Source organism: Rudanella paleaurantiibacter, assembly GCF_009184635.1.
Classification (GTDB): Bacteria; Bacteroidota; Bacteroidia; order Cytophagales; family Spirosomataceae; genus Rudanella; species Rudanella paleaurantiibacter.
In genome coordinates this window covers 226,517-253,078 of sequence record NZ_WELI01000009.1, presented here as the reverse complement: position 1 = coordinate 253,078, position 26,562 = coordinate 226,517, and the positions used below count along the sequence as shown (strand labels likewise).

The 26,562-nt window shown below is 53.9% G+C and carries 25 protein-coding genes; 4 read left to right on the top strand and 21 right to left on the bottom strand.

Annotated features, from left to right (window positions below; genetic code table 11):
• Positions 1-31: 31 nt before the first annotated feature.
• A complete protein-coding gene (locus F5984_RS20190) occupies positions 32-1,120 on the top strand; it encodes an acyl-CoA dehydrogenase family protein (RefSeq protein WP_185155589.1) in 1,089 nt (362 codons plus the stop codon).
• A gap of 2 nt (positions 1,121-1,122) precedes the next feature.
• On the opposite strand, the gene F5984_RS20185 is transcribed toward F5984_RS20190, so the two are convergent.
• The 13 genes from F5984_RS20185 to F5984_RS20120 all read right to left on the bottom strand — a co-directional run bounded on the left by F5984_RS20185 (position 1,123) and on the right by F5984_RS20120 (position 17,530).
• Positions 1,123-2,814 carry a CocE/NonD family hydrolase gene (locus F5984_RS20185; protein ID WP_152126020.1) on the bottom strand — a complete coding sequence of 564 codons (1,692 nt, stop codon included), beginning with the start codon at positions 2,812-2,814 and terminating at the stop codon, positions 1,123-1,125.
• A gap of 3 nt (positions 2,815-2,817) precedes the next feature.
• Positions 2,818-3,429 (bottom strand): hypothetical protein, encoded by a 612-nt coding sequence (locus tag F5984_RS20180; RefSeq protein ID WP_152126019.1) that lies wholly within the window; start codon positions 3,427-3,429, stop codon positions 2,818-2,820.
• Positions 3,430-3,440: 11 nt separating this feature from the next.
• Positions 3,441-5,255 carry a serine hydrolase domain-containing protein gene (locus tag F5984_RS20175; RefSeq protein WP_152126018.1) on the bottom strand — a complete coding sequence of 605 codons (1,815 nt, stop codon included), beginning with the start codon at positions 5,253-5,255 and terminating at the stop codon, positions 3,441-3,443.
• Entirely contained in the window at positions 5,256-6,815 is a 1,560-nt protein-coding gene (locus F5984_RS20170) for an NAD(P)-dependent alcohol dehydrogenase (RefSeq protein WP_152126017.1), read from the bottom strand. It abuts the gene before it with no gap.
• Positions 6,816-7,046: 231 nt separating this feature from the next.
• Complete coding sequence (locus F5984_RS20165; protein ID WP_152126016.1) at positions 7,047-9,212, bottom strand: polysaccharide lyase family 8 super-sandwich domain-containing protein; 2,166 nt, start codon at positions 9,210-9,212, stop codon at positions 7,047-7,049.
• 101 nt (positions 9,213-9,313) lie between these two features.
• A complete protein-coding gene (locus F5984_RS20160) occupies positions 9,314-9,655 on the bottom strand; it encodes a hypothetical protein (protein WP_152126015.1) in 342 nt (113 codons plus the stop codon).
• 59 nt (positions 9,656-9,714) lie between these two features.
• Positions 9,715-9,954: a hypothetical protein gene (locus F5984_RS20155; RefSeq protein WP_152126014.1), complete on the bottom strand. Its 240-nt coding sequence runs from the start codon at positions 9,952-9,954 to the stop codon at positions 9,715-9,717.
• An 813-nt stretch (positions 9,955-10,767) separates the two neighbouring features.
• Positions 10,768-12,378: a tetratricopeptide repeat protein gene (locus F5984_RS20150; RefSeq protein WP_152126013.1), complete on the bottom strand. Its 1,611-nt coding sequence runs from the start codon at positions 12,376-12,378 to the stop codon at positions 10,768-10,770.
• A gap of 307 nt (positions 12,379-12,685) precedes the next feature.
• Complete coding sequence (locus F5984_RS20145; RefSeq protein WP_152126012.1) at positions 12,686-12,874, bottom strand: DUF4177 domain-containing protein; 189 nt, start codon at positions 12,872-12,874, stop codon at positions 12,686-12,688.
• 352 nt (positions 12,875-13,226) lie between these two features.
• Complete coding sequence (locus tag F5984_RS20140) at positions 13,227-13,664, bottom strand: hypothetical protein (RefSeq protein ID WP_152126011.1); 438 nt, start codon at positions 13,662-13,664, stop codon at positions 13,227-13,229.
• Positions 13,665-14,031: 367 nt separating this feature from the next.
• Positions 14,032-14,358, bottom strand: coding sequence for a hypothetical protein (locus tag F5984_RS26595; RefSeq protein ID WP_185155588.1), 327 nt, complete (start codon positions 14,356-14,358; stop codon positions 14,032-14,034).
• Positions 14,359-15,442: 1,084 nt separating this feature from the next.
• On the bottom strand, positions 15,443-16,639 hold the full coding sequence (locus F5984_RS20125) for a tyrosine-type recombinase/integrase (protein WP_246169189.1): 1,197 nt from the start codon (positions 16,637-16,639) through the stop codon (positions 15,443-15,445).
• A gap of 117 nt (positions 16,640-16,756) precedes the next feature.
• Complete coding sequence (locus tag F5984_RS20120; protein ID WP_152126010.1) at positions 16,757-17,530, bottom strand: AMP nucleosidase; 774 nt, start codon at positions 17,528-17,530, stop codon at positions 16,757-16,759.
• Positions 17,531-17,638: 108 nt separating this feature from the next.
• Between F5984_RS20120 and F5984_RS20115 the strand changes: the two genes are divergently transcribed.
• The 3 genes from F5984_RS20115 (at position 17,639) to F5984_RS20105 (ending at position 20,308) form a co-directional block, all read left to right on the top strand.
• The gene (locus F5984_RS20115; protein ID WP_152126009.1) at positions 17,639-18,082 is read left to right on the top strand and encodes a type I restriction enzyme HsdR N-terminal domain-containing protein; all 444 of its coding nucleotides are present in this window, start codon (positions 17,639-17,641) and stop codon (positions 18,080-18,082) included.
• Positions 18,083-18,181: 99 nt separating this feature from the next.
• Complete coding sequence (locus tag F5984_RS20110; protein WP_185155587.1) at positions 18,182-18,637, top strand: GNAT family N-acetyltransferase; 456 nt, start codon at positions 18,182-18,184, stop codon at positions 18,635-18,637.
• 81 nt (positions 18,638-18,718) lie between these two features.
• Positions 18,719-20,308 (top strand): aldehyde dehydrogenase (NADP(+)), encoded by a 1,590-nt coding sequence (locus F5984_RS20105; RefSeq protein WP_152126007.1) that lies wholly within the window; start codon positions 18,719-18,721, stop codon positions 20,306-20,308.
• 88 nt (positions 20,309-20,396) lie between these two features.
• On the opposite strand, the gene F5984_RS20100 is transcribed toward F5984_RS20105, so the two are convergent.
• From F5984_RS20100 to F5984_RS27030, 8 genes are all read right to left on the bottom strand, one after another.
• On the bottom strand, positions 20,397-21,818 hold the full coding sequence (locus F5984_RS20100; protein ID WP_152126006.1) for a DUF4403 family protein: 1,422 nt from the start codon (positions 21,816-21,818) through the stop codon (positions 20,397-20,399).
• A 40-nt stretch (positions 21,819-21,858) separates the two neighbouring features.
• Positions 21,859-22,017: a FeoB-associated Cys-rich membrane protein gene (locus tag F5984_RS20095; protein WP_152126005.1), complete on the bottom strand. Its 159-nt coding sequence runs from the start codon at positions 22,015-22,017 to the stop codon at positions 21,859-21,861.
• 299 nt (positions 22,018-22,316) lie between these two features.
• Positions 22,317-22,844 (bottom strand): YfiT family bacillithiol transferase, encoded by a 528-nt coding sequence (locus tag F5984_RS20090; protein ID WP_152126004.1) that lies wholly within the window; start codon positions 22,842-22,844, stop codon positions 22,317-22,319.
• A gap of 91 nt (positions 22,845-22,935) precedes the next feature.
• Positions 22,936-23,748 (bottom strand): inositol monophosphatase family protein, encoded by an 813-nt coding sequence (locus F5984_RS20085; RefSeq protein ID WP_246169187.1) that lies wholly within the window; start codon positions 23,746-23,748, stop codon positions 22,936-22,938.
• A gap of 45 nt (positions 23,749-23,793) precedes the next feature.
• Complete coding sequence (locus tag F5984_RS20080) at positions 23,794-25,017, bottom strand: Lnb N-terminal periplasmic domain-containing protein (RefSeq protein ID WP_246169184.1); 1,224 nt, start codon at positions 25,015-25,017, stop codon at positions 23,794-23,796.
• On the bottom strand, positions 25,010-25,747 hold the full coding sequence (gene rsmI, locus F5984_RS20075; protein WP_152126002.1) for a 16S rRNA (cytidine(1402)-2'-O)-methyltransferase: 738 nt from the start codon (positions 25,745-25,747) through the stop codon (positions 25,010-25,012). Before rsmI ends, F5984_RS20080 begins: the two co-directional genes overlap by 8 nt.
• A 48-nt stretch (positions 25,748-25,795) precedes the next feature.
• A complete protein-coding gene (locus tag F5984_RS20070) occupies positions 25,796-26,116 on the bottom strand; it encodes a 4a-hydroxytetrahydrobiopterin dehydratase (protein ID WP_152126001.1) in 321 nt (106 codons plus the stop codon).
• 108 nt (positions 26,117-26,224) lie between these two features.
• Positions 26,225-26,461, bottom strand: a complete 237-nt coding sequence (locus tag F5984_RS27030; protein WP_152126000.1) for a DUF2158 domain-containing protein — start codon at positions 26,459-26,461, stop codon at positions 26,225-26,227.
• Positions 26,462-26,562: the final 101 nt, after the last annotated feature.

Below are 26,562 nucleotides of genomic sequence, written 5' to 3'. Positions count from 1 at the left end.
CTTAATGGGCACCTCCAGCCCCGACCGACGTATGCAACCTTACCTCGATCCCGACAGCGCGACCGTTATCCGTAACCAGGCGGGCGCTTCCGAAGAAGCAGGCCAATTGCACCCCCAGGTACTCAACCTGATTTATACCCAGAAGCTATTCAAGCTGTATCTGCCCGCTCATCTCGGCGGTATCGATATTGACCTGCCTTCGTTGTTGGGTTTGCTCGAAGCCGTTGCCGAAGCCGACGGTAGCACGGGCTGGGTAGTGACCCTGTGTAGCGGGGCATCGTGGTTTGCGGGTTTCTGGCCCGAAACGTTGGTCAGAGAGGTGTTTAACCGGCCCGATGTCTGTGTAACCGGAAGCGGGGCCGCGAGTGGTACGGCCACCCAAACTGCTGGTGGCTATGTGGTAGAGGGGGCGTGGCCCTACGCAACGGGCGCGCTGCATGCCACCCATTTTACGGCAAACTGCCGGATACTCGCGCCCGACGGCCTGCCGGTGCTTACCGAAAGCGGTCAGCCGTTGATTCGCTCATTTTTGTTTACTGCCGACCAGGTTGAGCGGTTGCCTACGTGGTCGGCGGTGGGTATGGTTGGTACGGGGAGTCATGGTTTTGCCGTACACCGACAGACTGTGAGCGAGGAACGTAGTTTCGACATCAACAGCCCGCTTCAACAAACCATTAATGTTGGAAATTACCCCTTTCTTCAATTAGCTGAGGCCACTCTGGCCGTTAATTTTTCGGGTATGGCCCGGCATTTTCTGGCGCTGATCGGTGAGCGTGTTGATAGTCGGCTGCGTAGCGGAGCCTTTACCGCCGAGCAGGCCCGGTACGTGGAGCAGGCGATGCGCGCCCAACGGGACCTGTTTATGAACCATCGGGGCCTGTTTTACGAAGTGGTGGCCGAGTCGTGCCGCGAACTGGACCATTCGGGTGAGGTAACCGAGTCTACTCTTCGGCAAGTGAGTAACTGTAGTCGCCAACTGGCCCACACGGCGCGTGAGGTGGTCGATCGGCTGTTTCCGTACGGTGGTCTGGAGACCGTAAAGTCTGGCACGGAGCTGGGCCGGGTTTGGCGCGATATACACACCGCGAGCGGACATTCGTTGCTGACGTTTCCGTTCTGAGTTCATCGCCAAACCGGAATCTGAATGTAGCTGTCGTTGTGCCATTGAATCTGTAAGGGGTGGCCAGCGTCGCGGATGGTCTCGGCGGATACAGGTTTGCCCGAACCATAATTGATGATCTCGAAGGGATGTTTGTTGATGTTGAGTAAGATCACAAGCTGGCTCCCCGCGCCAATCTTCTTACTCACGAATCGCGTTTTGTTGAAGGGAATGCCCGCTCGCTTGTTGGGCGCCAGGAGCTGTCGTTTAGTATTGTCTTTCGCATAGCTCGCTCGCCCAACGTAGCGGGTCAGGAAAAAATAGCGACCGTTGGGCATACGTTCGTAGAGGGCCAACGACACGTCCATGTCTCGTTTATTGATAGTTGCCCAGAGCTTGCCCGCGAATGAACCGTTCAGCTCAAAGGCATGCTCCAGTGGCGTTGATGTGAAGACCAGGCCATTGCTCGCATCGAGCGTATCGAACTGGATTTCGGGGGTGAAATAGTTGTTCTGGCTTTTCCGATCCCGAAAGTCTACTGTCTGTTTCACCGCGCCTTGCTTCGTAGGTTTCACGGTGGTCAACATCTTCTGATCAAGATAAAACGTCAGCGTATCGTTGTTCATGGCCTGGAGCGAGGGCGCGTGTTTCCAGGTGTTGGTGCCCATAACCTGATAGTTTACCTTGTCTCTGAGCAGGGCGGGCTTGGGTTTTCCTTTGAGCACGTAATCGAGCCATTGGTACGCCAACTCCATCATGCTGACGTTGGCTACGCTGTCAATGGCATACCCCATCAGCGTTTTGGCGGGTCGACGTTGCCCGCCCACATGGTCGTACGGCCCAATGACGAAGTAGTGGTTGGCGTTGGGGTTGTGGCGCGTATGCAACCGGAAGTATTCAAGGGCACTAAGCTGCGAACCGTCGTAATAGCCCGTTGTTGATAAAACGGGGATGTCGATACGGCTGTACTCGGCGGGCGTCGGCACCATCGCCTGCCAATAGGCGTCGTAGGCGGGGTGCTGAAGCCATTTTTGGAAAATCTCGTTCCGGTAGCCCGCCAGACTATCCAGGCTCGCGAAGGTAATGCCACTCTCGAACCACTCGAAAGGTAAGCTTCGGCGAATAGGCTCTCTTTTGTAAATGTTGTCGTGCGGCCAGTACAGCCCCATATTGGCCTGCACATTATTTTCCATGGGTACGTCGAAACCCGGCATAACGGCCACCTGCGGAACAATAGTTTTTAAGGCCGGATGACGGTTTTTGACCGTTGCCCACTGCGAAAACCCGGTGTAACTTCCGCCCAACATCCCTACGCTTCCGTTACACCACGGCTGCTTACTGAGCCAGTCGATGATGTCGTAAACATCGGTTTGTTCGTGTTCATAGGGCGCGTACTGCCGGACGTCCGATCGAATACCCCGGGCATAGGCCACCACCCCGACATAGTCTCTATCGGCGGAGCGTTTGCCGAGGATGGCATCGCCAGGCCCTTGATGATAGGTGGTATAAAATAGCAGAGCTGGTAACGGAGTAGTAGCCGTTTTGGGTCGGACAATGATTGCCGAGATGGCCATGCCGCTCCGCGTCGGAATCAGCACACTGTCCTGAATGGCGTAAAGGCTGTCGGCTTGTGCCGGTTGTTGAGCAAAGGCGGTTCTGGAAAGACTCAGCAGAGCCAACACCCCAATGAGCCATACTGAATGGATCGTTTTCATCAATTATTGGTTTACCAGCACTCTGTATTCAGCCGGAATCGCAACGCCCCGAAAACCGTTGGTTAGCCCGTAGAAAATAACGACCGTCAGCACGGCACCCACCGCCAGAATAACCCCGGCCTGTGCCGTTGGCGACAGGCTCGCTACGGTTCGGGTCATTTTCTTTTGGTGAATAGCGGCCACGTGTCCAAAAAATGAGATGATCGCCAGCCCGTAGTAGGGCACAAAGAACAGGTTTAACGGAAAGGTATTCAGACCCGCCACGCCGAAATAAAAGTTAGTGTCGAGGTGCAGCACCAACCGTCCGCCCAGCACCGCGCTTAGGTGAATCAGAAAGAACAGGGCCAGATACAGGCCTGTCCAGCGGTGTAGTTTGGGAAAGAAACCGGTAGCCGTGTGGCGTGTAGCCCGGAAAAGCCGCCAACCCGAGACCATCTGTACCAGTACTGCCCCCAACAGCAGTGTCTCCATCACCGGATGCCGGTACACGCTTCGTAGCGTATGCATGGTAGCAATGTGTTGCTCAGGACCGTACAAACTGGCTAAGTGATTGAGCAGGTGAATGCTGATGAAAACGGTCATGATCAGACCCGCAACGTAGTGAAGGCGGTGCATACAGGTTGTGGTTAAATCCATAGCCGGAATGGGATCAGATGCCAATAAACCAGGAGCCCAACGGCCTGTAGCGAAAGCAACACCGCCAGCCCGTCGAGCTTGGTCCCAAACGATGCAAAGCCCGACCGCCAAAGCCGCCAACCTGCCAGCAGCAGGCACAGGGGCAGTAAAGCCGTCACCAACGCCAGCAGACCGCTACCCGCTGTGAAGTCGCCCCAGGTTGTGAACGACTGAGTGGCCAGCAACGGCACCGGTACCAGCAGCAGCAGGATACCCAGCCATGCCCAGACAATGGGTCGATACCGAACCGACATACCCAGCCGAAACCACTGAACAAAGCCCGACAATAGTAGCCAAAATAAACCCACCAGGCCCAGGCTCAGACTCAGCCAAACCCCCCACACCCAAACGCCCGACGTTTTCACGAAGGGTGTCCGGCCGTCGGCAACCAGCATCATCTGCCCGTCGTCGTTCCGAAAAAAGACTGTCGATGGGAGCTGACGCCCCTCGGCCCGAAACAGCCTGTGACCAACATAGTCGAGCCGAAAAGCTTCTTTCTGCATAGGTTCTATGCGTATTTCCTGGGCCTGGACACGTACCTGCAATACGTTGGTGTATCGGTCAAGTAACGCCAGCGGCTCAAATTTCGGCACGATCGGCAGGTAGTACCCGGCCCACTCGGCAAAACCGTTAGGAAGCTGCGCATTCGGCGACGGGGGCGTTGGCCGGGGTAGGTTCAGGTAGCTCACCAGCACCTGATTCGAGCGGTCATAGTTAGCGGTTTCGCTATCCATATTGTGGGTGATAAAAAACGCCTTTTTCTGCCTGGGGAACAGGTACAACATGGCATTATAACCCACCATATTCCCCGAATGCGCCAGCCCTACCACACCGTACCGGTCTCTCGTGACCAGCCCCAGCCTGTAGCCCGACGCGAGTCCCTGCCGGGCCGCATCGGTGCCTACGGGCTTACCCAACTGCGCCAGCAAGGCCGGGTCGATAAAGGGTTGACCGCCGAGGGTGCCATCGCTCATCAGGAAACGCATGAGCACGCCCATGTCGTGGGCAGTGGTGGTTAGCTGTGTAGAAGGACGCAGAAAAATGGGGAGTGCAGCCACGACCTCGCCATTGTCCAGATGACCGTAGGCCAGCGTAGGGTCTGCCTGCTGACTCACGAACTGAAACGTGCTCCGTGTCATGCCCAGCGGTTTGAGCAACTGCGCGTCGAGGTAGGTTTCGTAGCGGCCACCCGTAACAGCCTCAATCACCATAGCGGCCAGCGTATAGCCGATGTTGGAGTACGCAAAGGCACTACCCGGCCGGGTACGTACCTGCAATACCGATGGGTCGCGCCGAAACACCTCGGTCAGCGGGGTGTTGGGGGTGGCTTCAGCGCTGAACATATGCCACAGCCGGAGGTCTTCCAGCCCCGCCGTATGGTCGAGCAGATGCCCAACCCGAACGGGGTGCGTTTTGGCCCAGGGATTTTGCATGGGCAGGTCGGGTAGGTAACGGCTTAGGGGAGCATCGAGCCTGATTTTGCCTTCTGTGGCCAGCCGCAGCAGCCCCATCGCCAGCACGGTTTTCGTGATCGACCCCACATGCACCCGGTCGGTGGGGCTGAGCCGTTGCCCGGCCGGTTTGTTTCGGTAGCCGGCACAACCTACGGTGATTTGCCCCGCTGAATCGACGGTTGTCCAAACGGCCCCCACCAGCTTTTCCTCGTCGAGCACCTGCTGAAGCTGTTGCCTAAGGAGCACCGGGCTTTGGGCCTGAGTCACCCCGGCCAGCAGCAGGAAGAACAAGAGCGCGTAGTAGCGTGTCATTTACTTCGGTTTTATCTTGTAGGTAGCCCGTAACTGCTGTAGGGGGGCTACCTGATACGTTTTGCGCTCCTCATCCGTGGCCAGGGTGGTATCGATGGGGGCCAGCCACATTTCCCCCGTTTTGTCGTCAAAGACAAACTGAGTACCAAACTTCTGGTAGCCAGTTGTGTACAGCAAATACCTGTCGTAATTCAACGCGACTACTCTGGCTACGTTGTACGTCCGAATGGTGGCCGTGTCTTGCTGCTGCACAAGGTCATGCAGACCGCTGGAAGACAGCTTGTAGGCTAACAGAAAATTCTCCGGGCTTATACTGGTTAAAGTCCCTTCGCACAGTTGGGCCGCCGTATGTTGTAAAATCCAGGCTGCTCTCAGTTTGTCTAACGGGGTTATGACTGCATTTTCGGCCAGTAAGGTAAACACGCGTTCCCGATGCACCTTGTCGTACCGCTCCAGATTCACCGTATCGGTTTCGGCATCTAATTTTCGGATGGCTACGTCTTGACGATACAGTTTCTCCAGGACCGGGTTGTCGGGTTGCTCACTTTTCAACCGCATGTGGGTAGGGGAGCAGCCTATGGCTACGATAAACAAACCGAACGCAAGAAGCGCACTGGTGAGCTGCTTACGGCCAGCGGTTACTAAGTCGACCACTACATTTCCTTTCTTCCGGCCAGAATCGACATAGTCGTGAGCCGCCACGATTTGGTCCAGCGGGTAGATGCGGTCGATGACGGGTTTGAGCCGCCCTTCTTCTACGAGTTGGTGCAGCCTCTCCAGTTGCTGATTGGTCTCACCCGTCATGGACATGACTGATACGAACCGCCCGCCCGGCCGCAAGAGTGCGTTCCGGGAGGAAGCCGGAAGTTTTCCCACGGCATCGATCACCACATCGAACCGGCGGCCCAATCGTGTGAGGTCCGTCTGGGTATAGTCCAGCACCTCGTCGGCTCCCAGCGACCGAACGAGGGCCATGTTTGTTGTGCTACACACCGCGGTTACCGATGCTCCGTGGTACGTAGCCAGTTGAACGGCATACGTACCTACGCTACCCGACGCACCGTAGACGAGCACCGTTCGGCCATTTAGGTTGCCCGCCCGATTGAGCAGCGTGAGGGCGGTCATACCACCCACGGGCAGGGCAGCGGCTTCGGCAAACGTCAGGCGGCTGGGTTTCAGGGCCACTACGCCACCGCGCCACGATTCGGGTACACACAAATACTCGGCATAGCTTCCCTGTTGTAAGCCCGTGGTGGTGCCGTACACCGCATCGCCGGGATGAAACTTGGTGACCCGATTGCCTGTGGCCTCCACCACGCCCGAAAACTCAACGCCGAGTACGGGCCGCCGGGGCCGGAAGATGCCCGCTATCAACCGAAGCATACCCGTCATCAGCCGGGAGCCGGGGAAAGCACCGCGTCGCAGCCAGACAGTCCCCGACGTAACGGTCGAGGCATGCACACGAACCAGTATTTCGTTGGGCTTCGGAACTGGCTTTTCCAGTTCCGACACATGCAGTACTGAGGGTGGACCATACGTCCGGTACATGACAGCTTTCATTGTCAAGGTCTTGCAGGTTGTTCTGTTCGTTGCAAAACTAGGATGACCGGCCCGCCCAACTCGTTAACTTAAGTCAAGAAATACGTAGAAACTGTCGCTCAACCTACGCCGGATGGAATGGCAGGGCACCGAAACACACCGGACCTGTTCCCGCTCCAAACTATTCGAGCGAGACAGGTCCGGTGGTAAGTAGAGCCGTAAGGCGGTATGAGGTCTAACAGGTTGACTGCTTTACTGAACTTTCAGGTGTACGCTCTTGCCGAGGTATACGTTCTGGGGCAGATCAACAATGAACAAGGTGCTGTTTTGCCCTTCGTTCACCAGGGTGCGGTAATGGTCGCCTTTGCCGGTGTAAATGCCCGTTACAGAAATTCCGATCCGGTTTAGTTTCCGCGACGGGTCAGCTACGGTCAGTTCTTTCAGCCGGCCGCCTTCCAGTTTCAGCATGGCCATACCCTGACTGTCCATGCTCACCTGCACCCCCTTTTCGATTTCGAGCGTCCCCGCTTTGTAAAAAGCCAGCTGCGTAAGGCCCAGCCCCTTGTGTCGCACGCCCTGCACATCCGAGGTGTTAGCCAGAATCTCAATGGACCGATTCGTACCGGCTGTCTCGCTTACCTGTTGCTCGGTCACGCCGGGCACCACAATGTATTCGTACGAAGCCCCGGTCGGTTTCTTGCCGTGATCGAACCATAACGCAAAGACGTCTTCGCTAACGAGTTCCTTGCTGATGTTTTTTTGATCAGTGATATCTGACCAACGCCCGGTTTCGGCCTGGTTTGAGAGGTGAACCTTGGCGGGGTTCGGAAAAATGTAGCCCACATTGTCGTGGTGTACCCATTTGACGTTGTCGAGCGGCCGGCTGCCTTTGGCTAGGGTGACGGGCGCGCCGGTCTGCATCAGACGTACATCGCTCCGCATCAGTACCTGATTGACGGTCGTAACTACCGGCAGGTCGGGTTTCGATTTGATGTCGGTGCCAAGGCATACGTACTCATTATCGAAGAAAAACCACGATTTCTGGGCCTCTACGCCATCGTGGGGGCTCTTGAAATCGAACACAACGGCCCCGTACAGTCCATCGGTCACGGCACCCACAAAATCGGTCAGGCCGTCTTTCTGAATAGCGTCGGGGCCGGGTAGTTGCGGTTTTTGCAGAATGGTAGTGCCCGAAATCCGCTGCCAGTTGTAAACCGCCCAGATGTTGTGGTACTCGTTGCCCTTGAGCATGAGGTAGTTAGTGCCGTCGGCCCGGTGATGGGTGGTTTTGCCCGGTCCGTTGTAGGGCTCTTCCATGTTGCGGTTCCGGGTTGAGTACATCCGAACGGTGGTGTAAAAACCGGGCCGCTGAAATACAAAGTGCTCACTTTGCCAGAAGAATTTGGCAAACGAGGCCGAGGGCTTGGCCGTACCTTTACGAAGCCGGATGATCTCTTCAAGTTCGGCCTTGCGGTAGTCGGTGCTAACCATCACCCGTTCGATTTCGAGGGTGCTGTGGGGCGCAAAGTTCGCTTTGTTGGAGATGCTCCGGTTTTTTACGCTGATGTCTTCGTAGATGCCGTACACCATCTGTTTGTAGATGCCATCGAGGTAATAATCAATCAGTTGGTTTATTTTCTCTTTGGCAAAAGCATACTTCGTGCCCGACACGTAGTACGACCATTCGCCAAATGCGTTGGCGTATTTCCCGTACCCATACGACGAGGTGTTATTGACCCGGTCGACGCGGTGGTGGAAGCTGTAGTCGTGCTGCATGCCCCGTTCACCAGTCGAAAACTTCAACTCTCCCTCAATGATTTTGATGATTTTATCGAACTCCTGGAAGTCGCCCTGAAAAAGCAGGTTTTTGGCCAGAATACCGGCAATCACCACGCGGTCGCCACTCGGGCGCGCACCCGACGCGTTCATGTTGGCGCGGCCAATCATGGGTTGGGCCTGAGCTACCAGGTCTTTGGGGAGCTCATCACCAATCACGAGCATCAGATTGCCGAGGTTGGTGGGGGTGGTAATCTGGTTATCGTGCCAGTTGTCGCCCACAAAATCGTTTTTCACCCAGAACGTAAGCCCTTTGATAATCTGATCTTTCAGGGCTTTGTTGCGGTAGTATTTCGAGGCCTTGCTTTTGTAGGCTTTCGCCATCGTGACAAGGTCGCGGGTGTGGCCTCCGTGCGGGAAACTCGCCGTCCGGCTCAGATCGGCGTAGTTGATACCCTTAAAACTGCCATCCTCGTTTATTTTGGCCAGAATGGTTTCGACCTGTTTATCGTTGACCGGGTCGGCCATGAGGTCGGTAACGACGCGTTCTTTAATGAGCTTGAGGTCGTTCTGGGCTACGCAAAGCGAGGTTAGCAACAGGAGGAGGGGAGCGATCAACAGCCGTTGGCGGATGGATTTCATACAATCGGGCACGTTTAATAATTGGCTGATTGATAAAGCCATTCGGAGCCGGTTTCTATCGCTGTGTTACGTGGCGGGGAGCATGACCCACTAACGCGCGCTTACTTTTCGGGCATCGGTATCCGCGACTCAAAGCCCGCGTCGGCGATTTGGCAACCCGACTTCATGATAAGCAGCACCCCAAACTTATCCGACGAGCAACCACCGCCCTCTTTGCCATCCTGCCCGTACCGGACAAACGACAGGTTTGTGATCTCGTTGCGTGCGTTGCGCGACAGGACGCGGATCTGCACCTTCACCCCATACGATTGGATCGCCTGACGCTCAACCGCGCGGATCTGGGAATCGGTGAATGTTTTTTCAACCCGTAAACCCGGTTCACCGGTAGCGTAGCTTGTAAAGCTCAGAGCAAAGCAGAGGATACCCAATAGCACTGTTTTCATGATGGATAGGGATTTGGTTGAATTGAACAGACGATAACGCGTCGGAGGGTAGCGGGGAGCTATTTGTCGGGGTGCGTAAAAAAGTAAAAAATCACGTACAGCCAGCCAAGAATCCCGTGAACAATAGCCCACAGAATCGACTTATTACGCGACCATGAGATGGCTACCGCAATGGCTGAACCCAATCCAATCCCGTTGTTGACAACGACTTGTTGGCCAGAGGAAGTAGATTGGCCAAGGGCGACGTTTACGCAGAAAAAGACCAGAATTAGGGTAGGAGAGAGTTTTTGTACAGACATGCGGTATGGTTGGTGGAACCCGCCCGGAAAAATACGGAAAGCTCCAGCTCAGTACTGAGCGGCTTTAGGTAGGGCAATGTATGAAATAAACGCTAAGTAACTACGTAATCAGACAGAATTAAATGTACAATGAATAGTGCAAGATGTGTAATGAAAGGCTTGATCCTCAACAGGTAACCCAATTACTCATTTTACATTGTGCATTCACTCAGGCGTTACTAATTCGATTTATTTTTCGTTTTGTGGCTCCAGACCAAATTGACGATACCGGCCACATTGAGCAAAAGCAGTAACGCAAACAGGACTTCGAGCGAGGATAAGGAGAGAGTAAGCATGGCGTTGGAACGTTTGAGGGGTGAGCACAACCTAATCACAGATACACAAAACCGATCACTTCAGCAGGTCATCCGTGATCGTCCAGGAATAAGACACCTCCTGACAGCCAAGTTGCCCTACAAGCCACCCACGCGGAGCCGATACGATGCCATTACTGCTTTGTTGCCCGACGTTTACGGACAAAAGCAACAATGAAGAAAATAACAGCTATGCCATAGTAGACATTGCTTCGGCCCGAAGCGGCTAAACCTAAGAAGACGATTCCGAGGGCTATAAAGGCGACATAATCACGTCTCATAGAAATATAAATGTGAAGGTGCTGTAATCTAACCGATCAATTGTTTGCCGAACTGTCGGCAAGATGCTGCTTCAAAATTTCATGAACTGTACCCAACGCCCGTGAAGGTTGATGGTGATCGCAAGGTAGCTTATAATCAGGTATGTTATGCTTTTATATCTTCCGTTGGTTAGGTAAATCTACAGACGACCTATTTGGGCCGCCTTCAGGTCGCTATCAGCCCATTTCCAGGCCTGCGTTAAGGCGACCTGCGTTTGTCCGGCTTTATCAGTCAATCCCTGCCCTAATTGAGCTTGACGAAGGCCCGATAACGCCCAGCCATTGCGGGGGAATATCGTTAGGTCTTTGGCAAAAACGGCTTCAGCCTCCGCATAACGTTTCGCTTTCAACAGCGTGGCACCTAAGGTATGGCGAACCGGGAAAAACCAGTCGGGCGGCTCGTTATAGCCCAGGGCATCTTCCAGCGCAACGGCTTCCCGTAATACCCCAATGCTACGATCTAATTGGCCTTCGTTCGCCAGAATGTCGGCCTTTAGCACCCGACGGGCAATTTCCAGAATAGAACGCATCGAGTTAACTGGCCCAACCAGCAGCTTGCCCAGGTCAGGGTTGGCGGTTAACCGATCAAGTTGTTGTAATTCCAATTTTGCCTGTGCCAGTTGCCCTTTACCGACCAACGCCAATCCACGGGCGTAATGACGGATAGCGGTGGGATACGTCAACCGGACCGTGTCGGCATCGCACATCCGAAGGAGTTCATCCCATCGGGAAAACTTAATGGCTACGTGGTAGGGAATCGTATAGTAATGCTGGAGGGCGCACCAGGCGGGTTGAGCCATCAATGTTTTATTCGTGTTTTCGGCTGTCTTTTGCGCCGAGCGCATAGCCCAGGCGTAGTTGCCTTCGAGCGTGGCGGTGGCAACCAGCAGGTGGTAATTGTGCGGAAAGTAGACCAGGGGAAACGCCCCTTGGGCGTGTTTGTTCATCAGGTATATACTATCAATGGCTACGGCCTGCTGGTTGCGTATCGACCCTTCGTGGTAGTTGCCCGTTCGGATGTAAATGTGCGACGGCATATGGACCAGATGGCTGGCCCTCGGTGCTACCTTAGCCAGAATAGATGCGCTTCGTAGTCCTCGTTCCGGTGTATGAGAGGCTTCTACGGCATGGATATAATAGTGGTTCAGGGCAATGTGGTCGGGATTGCGAGCCATCAACTTTTCCAGCACCGTCACAATAGCGGGTGTCCAGGGCTTTGGGCGCCCATCTTTTTCCCATAAATCCCACGGATGCAGGTCCATCAACGATTCGGCGTAGAACCCGGCAATATCTGCGTCGTCGGGAAACTGTTCGTGGACTTGTCTGATCGCAGTAGAGTAGGCTACATCATACGGCTTCCGATCATCGACAGGCGTGGCTGGGTAGCGTTTCGCCAGTGCCTTGATCAACGCTTTTTCTTTATCGGTGCAATTGCCGGACAACCTGATTGCCCGCTGAATGGCTGTATAGGCCCGCTCGTAGTTGTCAGGTTCCATGCCCGCATTGTAGTTTGGCCCCAGCACGTAACTGAAGCCCCAGTAGGCCATAGCGCAGGTGGAGTCTAACCGAGTTGCTTCGTAAAACGACCGGGCGGCTTCGGCATGGTTAAAGCCCACCGCCAGCATAAGACCCTGATTAAAATATCGTTGCGCTTCCTGACTCCGGGTTGTGATGGGGAAATGGATATTGCCGATACTGTCGAAGAGCATGGCTTTTTCGTTAGCGCCGTACCAGTCCTTGTCCGTTGGCATGGTACCACAAACGACGATCGAGGTCGGTGGGTTGTCAGCCGGTTTCTGCTTCGGTTGGCAACTTAGTAGCGGACCCAGCCCCAAGAGTGCCCCACTCAACAAGATGAGTAATCGTAATGGTGTCATATTCGCGGCTAAGAAGAGGGTCGCTTTTAAACAACTCATTGTCAGTACCCGACGCTCGCAGGGTATTGGACACAAGATAAGCTAAACGCAGGTAAGTTGCCACCTTTGTACCCTTGCCGGTTGAGCTGATGGGCCTGACGGTCTGTCGCTCCACTAACCGCCTATCCGGAGCGATGAGCTGCTAAATATCTCTTTCAAAGAACAGGTAAATTGTAGCTGAATCCGAGGCCGTTGTGGAGACCAACCTGTAGCCTTTTGAAGCATATTCATCGAGTTTTGTTTGAGCTTCGGCTTTGGCTTCTGCGATAGCCTTATTCGAATCGAATGTATTTTGGACGTAACGCACGATTTCAACTTTATACTCTTTCATCTTCTTACAAATTTACTGGTTCGATTAACTCGTTTACTTGGGGCATTTGCCCTGTCGCCGGCTTGCCCGATTTGGAAGTAAAACGCTTGACTGTTAAACGTGCTGCTCTGTCGACAGAGACACGGAATGGAAGTCAAAAACTCGACCTTTGGGATGCGCTGCCTATAGACAAGACGCTGAAACAAGTATTTGACGGGCAGTTCTCCCAACGCCCGCGAGGGCTGATGGAAGCAAGGTAGCCAAACCCACACAAGTCCGCAACACCTTTACACCCCGGTTCGTTGGGCACTGTTGCGTCGTGTACCCAAGTGCTGCCCGTCAACGGTGACCTGACCTAACGGAGTTTGTCAGCTCAACCGAACTGAATAGTAAATGGCATACTGTATTTTACCCGCACTGCTTTACCATTTTGGGTACCGGGCTTCCATCTCGGCATTGAAGTAAAAGCTTTTGTTACTGCCGCTGCTAACTCCTGCTGAGTGGTAACTCTGTCTTCGTCATCAATTCGTTTTTTGGTAAACGCCATTTTGTTTTGATTAACGTCGTTCACTACTACAGTTCCGTCGGTGTCAACAGTAAAAAAGACTACAACGACGCCCTGATACAATGTCTTGACTACAGATTCGGGAAGCTTCAAACTGGAATTGACGTAATTGAAAAATTCTTTGTGCCCACCGGGAAACTCTGGATTGATTTCGATTGGGGTGACTGTTGTATCGCTTACGGTTTGACTGAAAGCAGAAGAACCACACAACGCACAAAAAAGCACTGCAAAGAGGAGTCGAATCATGTGAGCGAATGGAAGACGTTAGTCGAACTAAGTATACGAAACGGACTATGATTGGACACGCTTTATAGACTGGTTCTGGCCTTTCGGCAGGTACGTTGCCGCGCTGCTAAACGCTCTATCGAATCCTGTTCGCTACCCCAAACGCATCCATACAAACAAAAAATGCTGTCACACAAGTCTGGCTTGTCGCCCGCAAGCTGGCACTCAGGCCTTGCATGGACCGGCACCCAACGTCAACGGGTGTTGATGGTGGGCGATGCAACAAACTGAATACACGTACCTGAACCTTTACACACCCGTTTGGTTGGGCTGAAAACCTTGATCTACCAGCGTGCTGCCTGTCGCCCGCGACACGGCACACTAACTTTTAATCCTCTTTGTATGGGGTAAACTGAATGTCGTACCCATGTGGATTTTCACTTGGGGGCTGGACGGGTTCAGTTGAATAAACCTCAATCTTTCCTGTCACCGTGAAGCCTATATTCTCACCAATGACCTGTATCATATCAGCCGCTTCCTCAGAATCAGTAGCCCACACCTTCATTCCCATCCAAGCACTCCCTGTGGGACAAGAAAACCCCTCTTCAAGATCACCAACAATACCCTCAGCGAGTACGGTAAAATGTTGAAATGGAGTTTGGAGTTTGCCATAGCGTAACTTCAACTTCCAATCTTTGTCAATCTGTTCTTCCATACTGCCGTTTTCAAACCTGAATTTTAGGGGCGTTCACCTTGTCGCACGAACACTACCCGGCAAACTTAACTTTCTCTAACGGGGCGGTTGGCCTGTCGCCCGGAAGCTACCCTGCCAGCACTTTTTGGACTATCACCCAACGCCCATGAGGGCTGATGGATGAGCAAGTAAGATAGCAAGAGCGCACATACTTCTGACCTTTGCACTCTCATTTTCGTTGGGCTCAAAACTCGCTTTCGGGACGCGCTGCCTGTCGCCGGGACGTTGCCCTGCTCAATTTCTCAAATATTAAGCGAATAACAACACTCCAGGTTAATGCACTAATAAGCAACCCTAGCAATGGGTTTTCTTTGTGCCACTGAAATATACTGTAAGGGTCCAATACGGACATAAGAATCGACTGCCAAGTCGGTGTATAGCCGTACGTAAAGAAGAAAGGAATAGATAGGATGCCCAAGCAGATATATATTGCTACTCCTGCTATAATCCATATCACTCTTTTCGTCCAAACTGACATCCCTTTCATATGTATTAAATAACTCCCAAGTGCTTAGTGTCGACCGGAAGTAAACGAACTCGCTTTAGGACTTGCCTATCTGAGGCATTTCTCGTGTTACGCAAAACCTAACTAAAGAGCCTTAAAGCTATCTGTCGGGACGTTCATTTTGTCGCCTAGAACCCGCCCCTGCAACAAGCGCTTATTACCGCACCCAACGCTATATTGTACGCAAGTTTACTAAACCACAAATTGCTACTATTCAGGCGGATGTGGTTTAGTCTGGCATACTATTTTACCTTTGCCATTGTCTGACTGGGCAGTTGCAATAATAGGTGACTGAACAATCATTTACAAAACGGATGCCCCGAAAAGTTACTGCCCATTTATTAATCGTGCGAGTTTGGGATATTGAAGGTTTCCCCGGATATTTCTTCGGAGCCGATAAGCAACTATATCGGTACGATGGTAGAGGCTCAATTCGAAAAAATAAGCGAATCGTTGTGCGATACACCCAGGGGTATTCTCTCAGGGGGCGATTCTACAGCCTTGCCCAGTTGCGCCCGTTGCTCCGTCGTCATGATCCAGCTACAGATGGTCCAATGGACTTTTAAGGGAGCCAATGCGGTCGGCGGTTACGTGCGTGTAACGCATCGTGGTCAAAATGCTTTCATGACCGAGTAATGCCTGAATGGTACGGATATCAGTGCCCCCTTCGAGCAGATGGGTAGCAAAACTGTGCCTCAACGAGTGAATACCTCCACGTTTAGCAATCCCCGCATAACGAACGACATCGCTGTACACCTGCTGAATAGTACGATTAGCCAAAGGTTCAGACCGTTCGGCATCCTCGAACAGGAATGTGCGGGGATGATATTGAGTTAGATACTCATTCAAATAATCCTCTAATTTGGCGGATAGCATCACGATCCGGTCTTTTTTACCTTTACCCGCTCGTACAGTCAGCAATCGACGGGCCCGGTCAAGGTCCGTCAGTTTAAGGTTGGCCACTTCGCTCAAACGCAGGCCTGTTCCGTAAACAACCCGAAATAGGGTCCGATATTTCAGGCTGGTGGTTGCCCTGAAAATGGCTTTAACCTCCTCCACGCTATACACCGTAGGGAGTTTTTGCGCCTGTCGAGGGTACGGAACGTCGTATAACTCCTTGTCGCGCTGCAGTACTTTCTCCTGGTAGAATTTCCACGAGTTGATGTGGACGTTGATCGTAGCGGCTTGCAGGCGTTTCTTATTTACCAGAAACAGCAGGTATTTCAGAAAGTCAGCTTTGGTCAGCTCATCAACTGGTTTCGGATCAGCATATCGAATCAGCGCAATCAGGGCTTGCTTGTAGTTCTTGAGCGTTTTGTACGAATAGTTGCCGATACGCAGCGCGTCGCAAACGGCCCTGATAACCGGATGGTGGTCGTACTCGTTTACGGGGGGACGGTACCGAAAGGGCAATCGGTGAGAGCCGGAAGGCCGTACTCCCGTTGGGCGTTTAGGGAGTGGGGGCCAGGCCGGATTCGTGGCCTGTTCCACTTCGGTAGCCGTCGCAGTGGGTTTATATAACCGCACTACGGCCTCATCGAACCGGCAGTATTCGCGGCCAAATAACTGTCCAATCTTCACAACCGACTCGCGGGTATTGGGCACCAGCCAGCCCTGCCGAGATCGGCTAAACCGTCGGCCCGGCACTTCCCGTATCAAGTCGTTGCCAATGGGATCGGCCGGAAAGTAAACGCCCAGCAGGCTGGGGTCGCGTTCGTCAATTTGAATGGTAACCATGAAAAGGGAATTGAAACACGAATGACGCAGATTGGCCAGATTTTCAGGGATTTCTTTTGATTAAAATCCGTTTAAATCCGCACCATCCCGCGTCATCCGCGTTCCTATTCCATTGGTTTACTCAAATCGTAGGTGCTTCACCGATTCGCCCGACGAGGCCAGTTCGTGCAGCGAGTCGATTCCGATTTGAAGGTGTTTTTCCACGAAGTTGGTAGTCACTTTCTTGTCGCTTTCCTCGGTTTTCACGCCTTCAGGAATCATCGGGTTGTCCGACACCAGCAGTAGCGCCCCGTGCGGAATCGAGTTGGCGAAGCCCACAATAAAAATGGTGGCCGTTTCCATATCGATAGCCATAGCGCGGGTTTCGCGGAGGTACTCTTTAAACTGCTCGTCGTGCTCCCAAATCCGCCGGTTGGTGGTGTACACGGTACCTGTCCAGTAGTCCAGTTCGTGCTTTTTAATCATCGACGATACCGCCCGCTGCAACCGGAACGAGGGCAGGGCCGGAATTTCGGGCCGCATGTAGTCGTTGCTCGTACCGTCGCCCCGGATAGCCGCAATGGGCAGAATCAGGTCGCCCAGTTGGGTAGAGCGTTTCAGGCCCCCACACTTGCCCAGAAACAGCACCGCCTTGGGCTGAATGGCCGACAGCAGATCCATCACGGTAGCCGCCATAGCGCTGCCCATCCCGAAGTTGATAATGGTGATGTTGTTGGCCGTAGCCGTTTGCATGGCCCGTCCGAGGCCGTAAATCTCTACGTTGAATTTGTTGGCAAACAGCTCCACGTAGTTGATGAAGTTGGTCAGCAGAATGTACTCGCCAAACTGCTCAATGGGCGTTCCGGTATAGCGCGGAAGCCAGTTTTGTACAATGTCTTCTTTGGTTTTCATCCAATTTATTGAGTGAATGAGTGAATTAGTGAATGAGCGATGGGTTATCAGTCGACGTATGAAATTCGCTCAATCACTCAATCGCTCATTCACTCATTATATTTGTACATGGACACGCTGAACCTGCCCACATTTGGACACAAAATTAGCGAGATTGACGGGAAGGCGCACATCTTCGACGAACTGCGCCGAAAGTACGTCCGTCTGACGCCCGAAGAGTGGGTGCGGCAACACATGATTCATCTGCTGTTGAGCCATTACCGCTACCCGAAAGCCCTGATTCGGTGCGAGGGCGGGCTGTTGCTCAATCAGCGACAGAAACGGACCGATTTGCTCGTGTTCGACCGGCAGGGACAACCCTTTCTGCTGGTTGAGTGCAAGGCTCCGCACGTACCCATTAATCAGTCGGTGTTCGATCAGATTGCCCGGTACAACCACGTGCATCGGGCACCTTATCTGATTGTGACCAACGGCCTGATGCACTATTGCTGCTGTGTAGATCACGAAACCGACGCGGTCACGTTTCTCGACGATTTTCCGCCGTTTGATTGATAGACTTTAAGACGTTGGACATTAGACAATAGACGTTTTGATGGTACAGTAAGGTCTAACGTCCAGTGTCTAATGTCTCCGTTTTCTTACACTTGCTACATGATTCGCCCATACCACCCCGACGACCTCGAACCACTCTGCCTTGTTTTTCGGCAGAACACGCCCCTGTACTTCGCCGACCACGAAGAAACCGACCTGATCGACTACCTGAACCGGCGCGAAAACCCGCAGTTTGTGTATGTCGACAAGGGCCGGGTGCTGGGTACGGCGGGATACTACATCCGTGCCAACGAAACCTGGGGAGGACTGGCGTGGGTATTTGTCGCGCCCGACTGCCAGCAACAAGGCGTGGGGCGCCAACTGGTGGCCCATTGCCTGGCCGAAATTCGGCGTTACCCGGCCATGGCGCGTATCGACGTGCGGACATCGCAGCACGCCGACGTGTTTTTTGCCAAATTTGGCTTTGTGCAAGTCGACTTTAAGCCCGATTTTTGGGCACCGGGTATTCACCTCTGTCATATGGAGCTACCCGCCGAACGTATTGCCGGGCACTGACCGGCTGGCATCGACGCCATCAAACCAGACGCTTAACGGCCCCTTGGCTTACCGGTCAGTGCCCGGCAGGCTACGCAGACCATGTCAACCATAACCGGAGCGAGCCTTTTTGGCTCCCAAACCCTGACCGGCGAAGGCGCGGCCTACACGGCAACAGCCCCCGCCCGCAACGAATCGCTGCCCGAATCATTTTTCAACATTAGTCCCGCGCAGGCCGAGCAGGTTGTGCAGCTGGCCAGTGCGGCTTTTGGGCCGTACAGCCAATTGCACCCGCACCGCCGGGCCGAGTTTTTGGAGGCCATTGCCGACGAAATCGAAGCCCTGGGCGATGTTCTGCCCGAGCGTGCCCATGCCGAGAGTGGCCTGCCCATGGCTCGGCTCACGGGCGAGCGTGGCCGTACCTGTGGGCAGTTGCGTATGTTTGCCCGGCTCGTGCGCGAAGGCTCTTGGGTCGATGCGCGCATTAACCCGGCTCTGCCTGATCGGCAGCCCTTACCCCGGCCCGACCTCCGCCGGATGCTCGTTCCGCTGGGGCCGGTCGTGGTGTTTGGCGCCAGCAATTTTCCGCTGGCGTTCTCGGTTGCCGGGGGCGACACGGCTTCGGCCCTGGCGGCCGGTTGTCCGGTAATTGTAAAAGCGCACCCGGCTCACCCCGGCACGAGCGAGCTGGTTGGCCGGGCTATTCAGGCGGCTGCGCTCAAAACAGAGATGCCCGATGGTACGTTTGCCCTTGTTCATGCCGACAATGCGGTGGCTCAGGCACTGGTAGGGCATCCGGTAGTCAAAGCTGTTGGCTTCACTGGTTCGCGGGCGGGTGGCCTTGCCCTGTTGCGCGTGGCGCAGGCGCGTCCCGAACCCATACCCGTATACGCTGAGATGAGCTCGGTGAATCCGACGGTGATTCTGGCCGGGGCCATGCAGGAGCGGGGCACGGCCATTGCCGAAGGGCTGGCGGGCTCGATCACGCTGGGCGTTGGTCAGTTCTGTACCAATCCGGGTCTGGTGTTTGTGACCCAGACCGATAAGCTGAATGAGTTTCTGGGAACGTTGGGGGCTAAGATCCGGGCCACTGTGCCGGCCACCATGCTCAATGCCGGTATCTGCGACCATTACCGCACGGGGCTCGACACCCTGAGCCGTTCGGCGGAGGTAGAGGTGCTGGCCGAGTCGGAAACCGATGCCCGGTCTGAAGCTACCGAAGGACGCCCGGCGGTGTTGACCACCACGGGTGCGGCTTTTCGGAGTAATCCGGCCCTGAGCCACGAGGTATTTGGCCCCAGCTCGCTCGTGGTTGTTTGCCAGGACGAGGCCGAAGTCGCGGCTTGCCTGCAAACCATGGAGGGGCAGCTCACGGCCACGCTCTTTGCCGCCGACAGCGATCTGCAAACGAGCGCCTACAATTGGGTCGCCTTGTTACAGCAAAAAGCTGGTCGGGTGTTGTTTGGCGGCTACCCGACCGGGGTAGAGGTGTGCGAAGCCATGACTCACGGTGGCCCTTTCCCGGCTACCTCCGACGCCCGTACCACGTCTGTCGGGACAGCGGCTATCGAACGGTTTGCGCGGCCGGTCACCTACCAAAGCTTCCCGAACGCGTTGTTACCGCTTGCCCTACAGCAAGAGAATCCACTCGGTATCTGGCGCGAAATCGACGGCGTGCGGGGTAAAGAATAGGTAGCAAATGAGCGGGGCGCGCAGTTTGATTGAGCGAGTTGAAATGTGTTCAAATTCGCTCAGTCAGGCTACGCGCCCCGCTCATTCATTACAATTTCTCTACCTGAAGGGTCACTTTTGATTTGATGTCGATCAGAATCTGAACGCCCTCGGGGCGGATGGCAATACGCTGGGGTACCAACCGGAAGGCAGCAATGTCGAGGTCTGTTTTCTTGCCGGCTTTCCCACGGGCAAAGGCCGTTTCAATTTTATCGGGAATAGCGGCCAGTTTATCGCCCAGCGGAAGTTTGAGCGCCGTTTGCAGGGTGTCGCGCAGGTCATCGTGCAGGAGCCAGTCGGCGGTGGCCAGCAGTCGTTCTTCGGTATGCACGTCGAAGTCCACGTTGCGCATCTGAAGCGTGTTTGTCAACGTATCGAAATACGGCCGACCGTGCAGATACAGGGTGCCTTTTACAGCCCCGCCCACTTCGGTTTTAAGAATAAGAGAGCGTTGTCCTCCGTAGAGCGACGCTTTTTTTATTTTCAGTAGCCCCTCTTTTAATTCCAGTTCGCGTTTCGACAGGTTTTGGCTGATAACCCGGTTGAGGTCGGCAAACGGAATGGTAAACAGGACTTTCAGGTCTGAAACCGGCTCCAGTTTCGCTACTTTGCGCAGTACGGGTAGTTTGAGTGAAGGGTTGAACGAGGGCCGTGGGCCGAAACGCGTGGCTGCCGAGAAACCAATTCGAAGCGGAATCGTGATGTATCGCTGATTTCCCACAATAGGCCCGGCAATCACGCTCGACGGTGTGGGGACCAGCCAAACTGAATCGGGTTGTTTGTTGAGAAGCAGCGGCCGTTGAATGTCGCGCCAGATTTTAGATATCTCTTTTTCGAGGTGCAATTCACTCGAAACCGCCTTATCGATGGCCGTTTCGATATCCTGCTTGCGGGCGTCCAGAATCCGCTCGGCAATTCGCTGAATCGACAGGCCAACGCCCAATACCCGCACTTTGGGTTTTTCGATCCACTGATAATCAACAAAGCGGGCTTTCGTCGTCAGCGACCAGTTGTTGTTTACCTTCAATGGGGTATCAAAATTGACCGTGAGAGCGCACAGAGGGCGTTTGCTCTTGTAAAAATCAGGATCGGCCTCACGCTTACGTTGCAGTCGTTTGAAGGCCAGTGGATTGCTAATCCAGACGCGCAACGGGGTAGTAAACGACACCCGGCCCCGGCTGTACCGAAGCCGCACCGGTCCGCTACGTTCTATGCGCAGTTGCCATTTTTCGCCTTTCTGCCCCTTGAGGGTTTCTTCCGTCACCAGGACAACGCCCAGCTCGTTGTTGATTTTCTTTTCGAGGTCGGCCAGTTCAAACGTGATGCGGCCTGTGAGGTACGACGTAGTGGCTGATATGGGCTCATCAAACCCTTTTGCTTCGGGAGGTTTCGGGTTTACACGCTGACAACCAACCGCAAGCAGAATCGTAGAAAAGAAAAGGCATAAAAAAAAGGTTTGTCCAGTTTTCATTACTGGACAAACCTACCGGGTTACAAAAAGTTGAGCCACCTTAGCGTCTGGCCCCAAGGGCCTGCGCATGGGGCTTATCGGAGGCACAACCGCACCCTTTGCCACAGCCCGCTTCGCGTCGGTTCATGGCTTTGTAGCCGCGCCAGCTGAGGTAACCCACTGCCGCCAGGAAAAAGCAAAGAATGAGTACGTCCTGCATAGTTGTTTCAGGTTGGGAGAGCGGCTGACACAGAGTCAAATGGGTAATGTACAGTGTATAACGAGTAATGGGAAGGCTGATTATCAGCTTGGTAAACGATTACTCATTAAGCAGCAAAATTAGTTTGGACTTTAGTTCGTCATCCCGACGAAGGACCGGGCCGCCGGAGCGGGGATCTTTCTAATTGACTGATTGTAAGATCCCTCCTTCGTCGGGATGACAAAAGCGTCTGTTTTAAATACTTCAGTTTAATTCTGCTTTCCTACCCAAAAAACTGACCGCTTTCAGTAGGATAACGGCTACACCCAGCCATTCCGTTCCGCAAGTCGGTAAATGTGCTGGTAGTGGTGTTCGCCATGCCATTGGTAGTTCCGAATCACCTCGCCGAGGGTAAATGTCCGGTTGCTACCGGGGTGGTAATACGTTCGGTCGAAATCGGCTTCGTTCAGGCCCCGGAGCACGGCCACCCAACGGTCGTGGAGGTTGCTCAGAATCACCAGCGAGTGCGATGCGGGCAGCACCGAGTCTGGAAGTTTGGCCCACTCGCCTTCTTCGTAGGGTTTAATGGTCGGGTTATCTTCGGTGAGCGCCAGTTTAGTGCGGATGTAGGCATTCATATGGCTGTCGGCCACATGATGCACCAATTGCCGCACGGTCCAGCCCTCAGGGCGGTAGGGGGTATCCAGGCGGTCGTCGCCCCATTTACCTACCAGCTCGGTGAAGCGATGAGCCTGATTCGCGATGTGATCGATTGCTTCACGTACCTGTTCGAAGGTGTGAGCTTGCCCGTACACAAACGGACCTATGGGATACTGGAGGTTGGTCATAGACAAAGGAGGAAAGGAGGAGGGAGGAAAGGAGAAAGGAAAAAGGAGGAGGGAGGTTTTTCCGTTTTTCCTTTCCTCCTTTATTCCCCCTTTAACGCCAATATTTTTGAATAGTTGCCAGGAGTTCGGATTGGGCCCCGCAACCGGCTACAATGTCGCCCCGGTACAGAAACGAGTCACCCCCGTCAAAGTCGGTGACGATGCCGCCAGCTTCACGCACGAGCAGGGTGCCAGCAGCAATATCCCAGGCGTGCAGGTTATACTCGAAAAAGCCCTCGAAGCGTCCACAGGCAACATAGGCCAGGTCGATAGCTGCTGAGCCCATACGTCGTAAACCGTGGGTTTGGTGCATGAGGTCTTCCAGAATGCGGAGGTAATTGGGCATCCCCTCGAACCGGTAGTACGGAAACCCGGTGGCAATGAGCGAGTCGCTCAGTTGTGTAGCTGCCGACACCCGAATCCGTTCGGGCGCAGCCGTACCGCGACTGCAATAAGCCCCGGCTCCTTCGCGTCCGAAGAAGCATTCGTCCCGATTAGGGTCGAAAATAACGCCCGCAATCGGCCGGTTACCCTCGGCTAACCCGATGCTTACCGAGAAAATAGGCAGGCCGTGGATGAAGTTGGTTGTTCCGTCGAGTGGGTCAATAATCCAGTTTAAACCGGCCCGGTCGCTGCCGCTCCCGGTGGTACCCTCTTCGGTCACAAAGCCCGCTTCGGGCAGGAGTTGGCTCAGGGCCTCCACCAGCCGTTTTTCGGTTTCTTTGTCAACATACGACACCAGATCGTTGGTGCCTTTATACTCCACGTCGTCACGGCTAAATCGGGCTCGTTCCTGCAACAGAAAAGCCCCGGCATCGCGTGCAATCGCGCACATGGAAGCGAGTAATGCGTCGGTCAAGATCATAGGTAAAATGAAAAGAAACGCTGAACGATAGAGCCTGACGAGGGTTTACCGGACTAAGGCCAGCTCCCGGTTCGCCCGGCGAACCTGTTGGATATTAGCGACGCAGCGAATCAGCAGGGTCAGCATAAACAGAATATGCGCCCCGCCCGGCACGTCGGAGGTAAACAAGCCAATGACGATTAAAGCCGCTGTAACCCCAAAATAACGGTTGATGTACCGTTGATTACGTTGGCGTGTCACCCAGAAAATTAAGGGCATGTGCAACGGCATGAGCCAGAACAGCGAGGGGTTCCAGGCTGTCACGCCATGATCGGTAGCGACCCAGAGCAGAAACAACAACCAACCGCACAAACCTGCAAAGCCGAACAGCACCCGGTCGATCCAGCGGCTTACCCGACCCTGCACGTACTGCCGGTAGGTGATAAACCCAAGTACAGCCCCCAGTACGGCAAACACAAACGCGGGATAGAGCGGGAGTGGCAGGTTTTGTTTGGGCAGATTTTGCGGCTGAAACAGGGTTTGTGTGCTGCTCACCACCGGAACCTGCTGGCCATTGGCCTGCTTAATGGTCGATTGTGCCAACTGGTTGAACACATTGTCGGGCAGGTACATGGACTCCCAGTTGGTTGTCACCTGATCCGACGGGCGGCCAATGGCGATGTTCATGCCCAACTGCGCCCAGGGTTTTTCGCCCAGATAGTCGTTCATCCAGTCGCGGTACGACTTGGTGAGCTGTTCCGGGGCCGGAAACTGCAGGCTGTCTCCGCAGGCCTCCTTGATCATGTCGCGGGGGCGGGTTGCGCAGTTATCGTAGTAAAACTTGTATCGATACTCCCGGTTCTCTGGCAGGTAGTTGGTTTCGAGATTATTGAACAGCCGTTGACGTTGGGCGAGCGACAGATTCAGCAATTGCTCCCGAATGCTCCGGTTATTCTGCTGGTAGTAATACACCGCCTGATACAGGCTATGCACCGACAGCCAGTAGGGGAGTGTGCCCCGCAGAAACTTCAGAATAAAATAGTCGGTGTTGTAATTAAAACCGCCGTAGCTGTAGTTCCGGTCGATACCAAGCGAGGGGTCGTAAATACGAATTTCGGTATGCCCAAACGACGACGAAATGTCGTCGTTGCCGGGGCCGTAGGTAATCAGGCTCACCCGGGCCTCGGGCGACAGCGTCGGCATGGGCATTGATTGCCCAAATGCAGCCGGGAGCCAACTCGGGGCTGCCAGCAGCAGGCAGCTAAACAAAATCAGGCGGAGTTTATTCATCGTCGTCGTCATCGGTCGGCTCTTGCTCCGACCGGTAATCCTTTTTGTCTTTTCCTTTCTTGGGCTCGCAACCCTGTACACACAGGACAATTTCACCTTTTACAGGTTTCTCGCCAAAGTACGCCGAAATTTCGGTTAGCGTACCGCGCACCGTTTCTTCAAAGAGTTTGGTGAGTTCGCGGCTTACACTCGCCTGTCGATCGGGACCAAATACCTCGGACAACTGTCCGAGGGTTTTCAGCAACCGGTGGGGCGATTCGTAGAAGACCATCGTCCGTTCTTCATTGGCCAACTGAAGGAGACGGGTCTGTCGGCCTTTTTTGTGGGGCAGAAATCCCTCAAACGTAAACCGGTCGGTGGGGAGGCCTGAGTTAACAAGGGCCGGTACAAAAGCAGTTGGACCAGGCAGGCACTCCACCGGAATGTCGTGACGCAGGCATTCGCGCACGAGCAAAAAACCAGGGTCTGATACCGCCGGCGTACCTGCATCGGATACCAGCGCGAGGGTTTTACCATTTTTCAACTGCCCAATGACCCGTTGTACCGACCCGTGCTCGTTGAAAATATGGTAGCTCTGAAGCGGTTTGCTGATACCCAGGTGCTTCAGCAGAATGCCGGAGGTACGGGTGTCTTCGGCCAGAATAGCATCGACCGATTTAAGCACATTGATCGCCCGGAGCGTAATGTCTTCCAGATTGCCAATCGGGGTAGGAACGAGAAATAACTTCATAAAAAGGCGAACAAATAAAGCAAACAGGGTAGCGGACGCTGACAAAAATTAGGCCGTCCGGCCCATACGGCTCAAAATCTGGTCAATATTTTTGGCTAGCGTCCGATCTTTTTCGGTTACAGTGTTGCCCGCATCGTGGGTGGTTAGCTCAATTCTGACCTGATTGTACACATTCGACCACCACGGGTGATGATCCATTTTTTCGGCGATAAGGGCTACCTGCGTCATAAACGCGAAGGCTTCCTGAAAGTCGGTGAACTTGAAATCGCGAACGAGCTTATTGTCCTGTTCCTGCCACATGCTGCGAGTTGATAATTTGTGGTTGATGAGTTTTCCGGATTGATCCGCAACGAATCTGCCAGAAGGCATGAGCCTGTACAAAGGTAAACGCCCGGAGGGGCAACTCCGGTTAGCCCACAAAAAAATAAGCAACGCCGGGCGTTGCTTATATGAGAATGACGAATCGAGAAAAAAGCATTATAGAAAATACTCAGCCCACAGCCGGGTTGGCTCTTTCTTCTCTGTTTTTTGGTTTACCGGCCCGTCGGAATCTTTAACGAGCGCAATATAGGGGAAGTATGAAATGTGGTACTGTTGGGAGTTACCCAACCACTCGCAGGAAACGGTATCTCCGAAAACGGCTCGGACCGTCATTCGGAGGCCACCGGATCGAAACTGAACGATATCGCCGGGTGCAAAATGAAGGTTAATCATTGGGTGAAATTTGTCATATGGGTTTTTGTCGCTTCGAAGTTACAGTTTTTCGGGCGATACCTTGACAACTGGTTAGGAGGGATTTAGATGAAGATTTGATT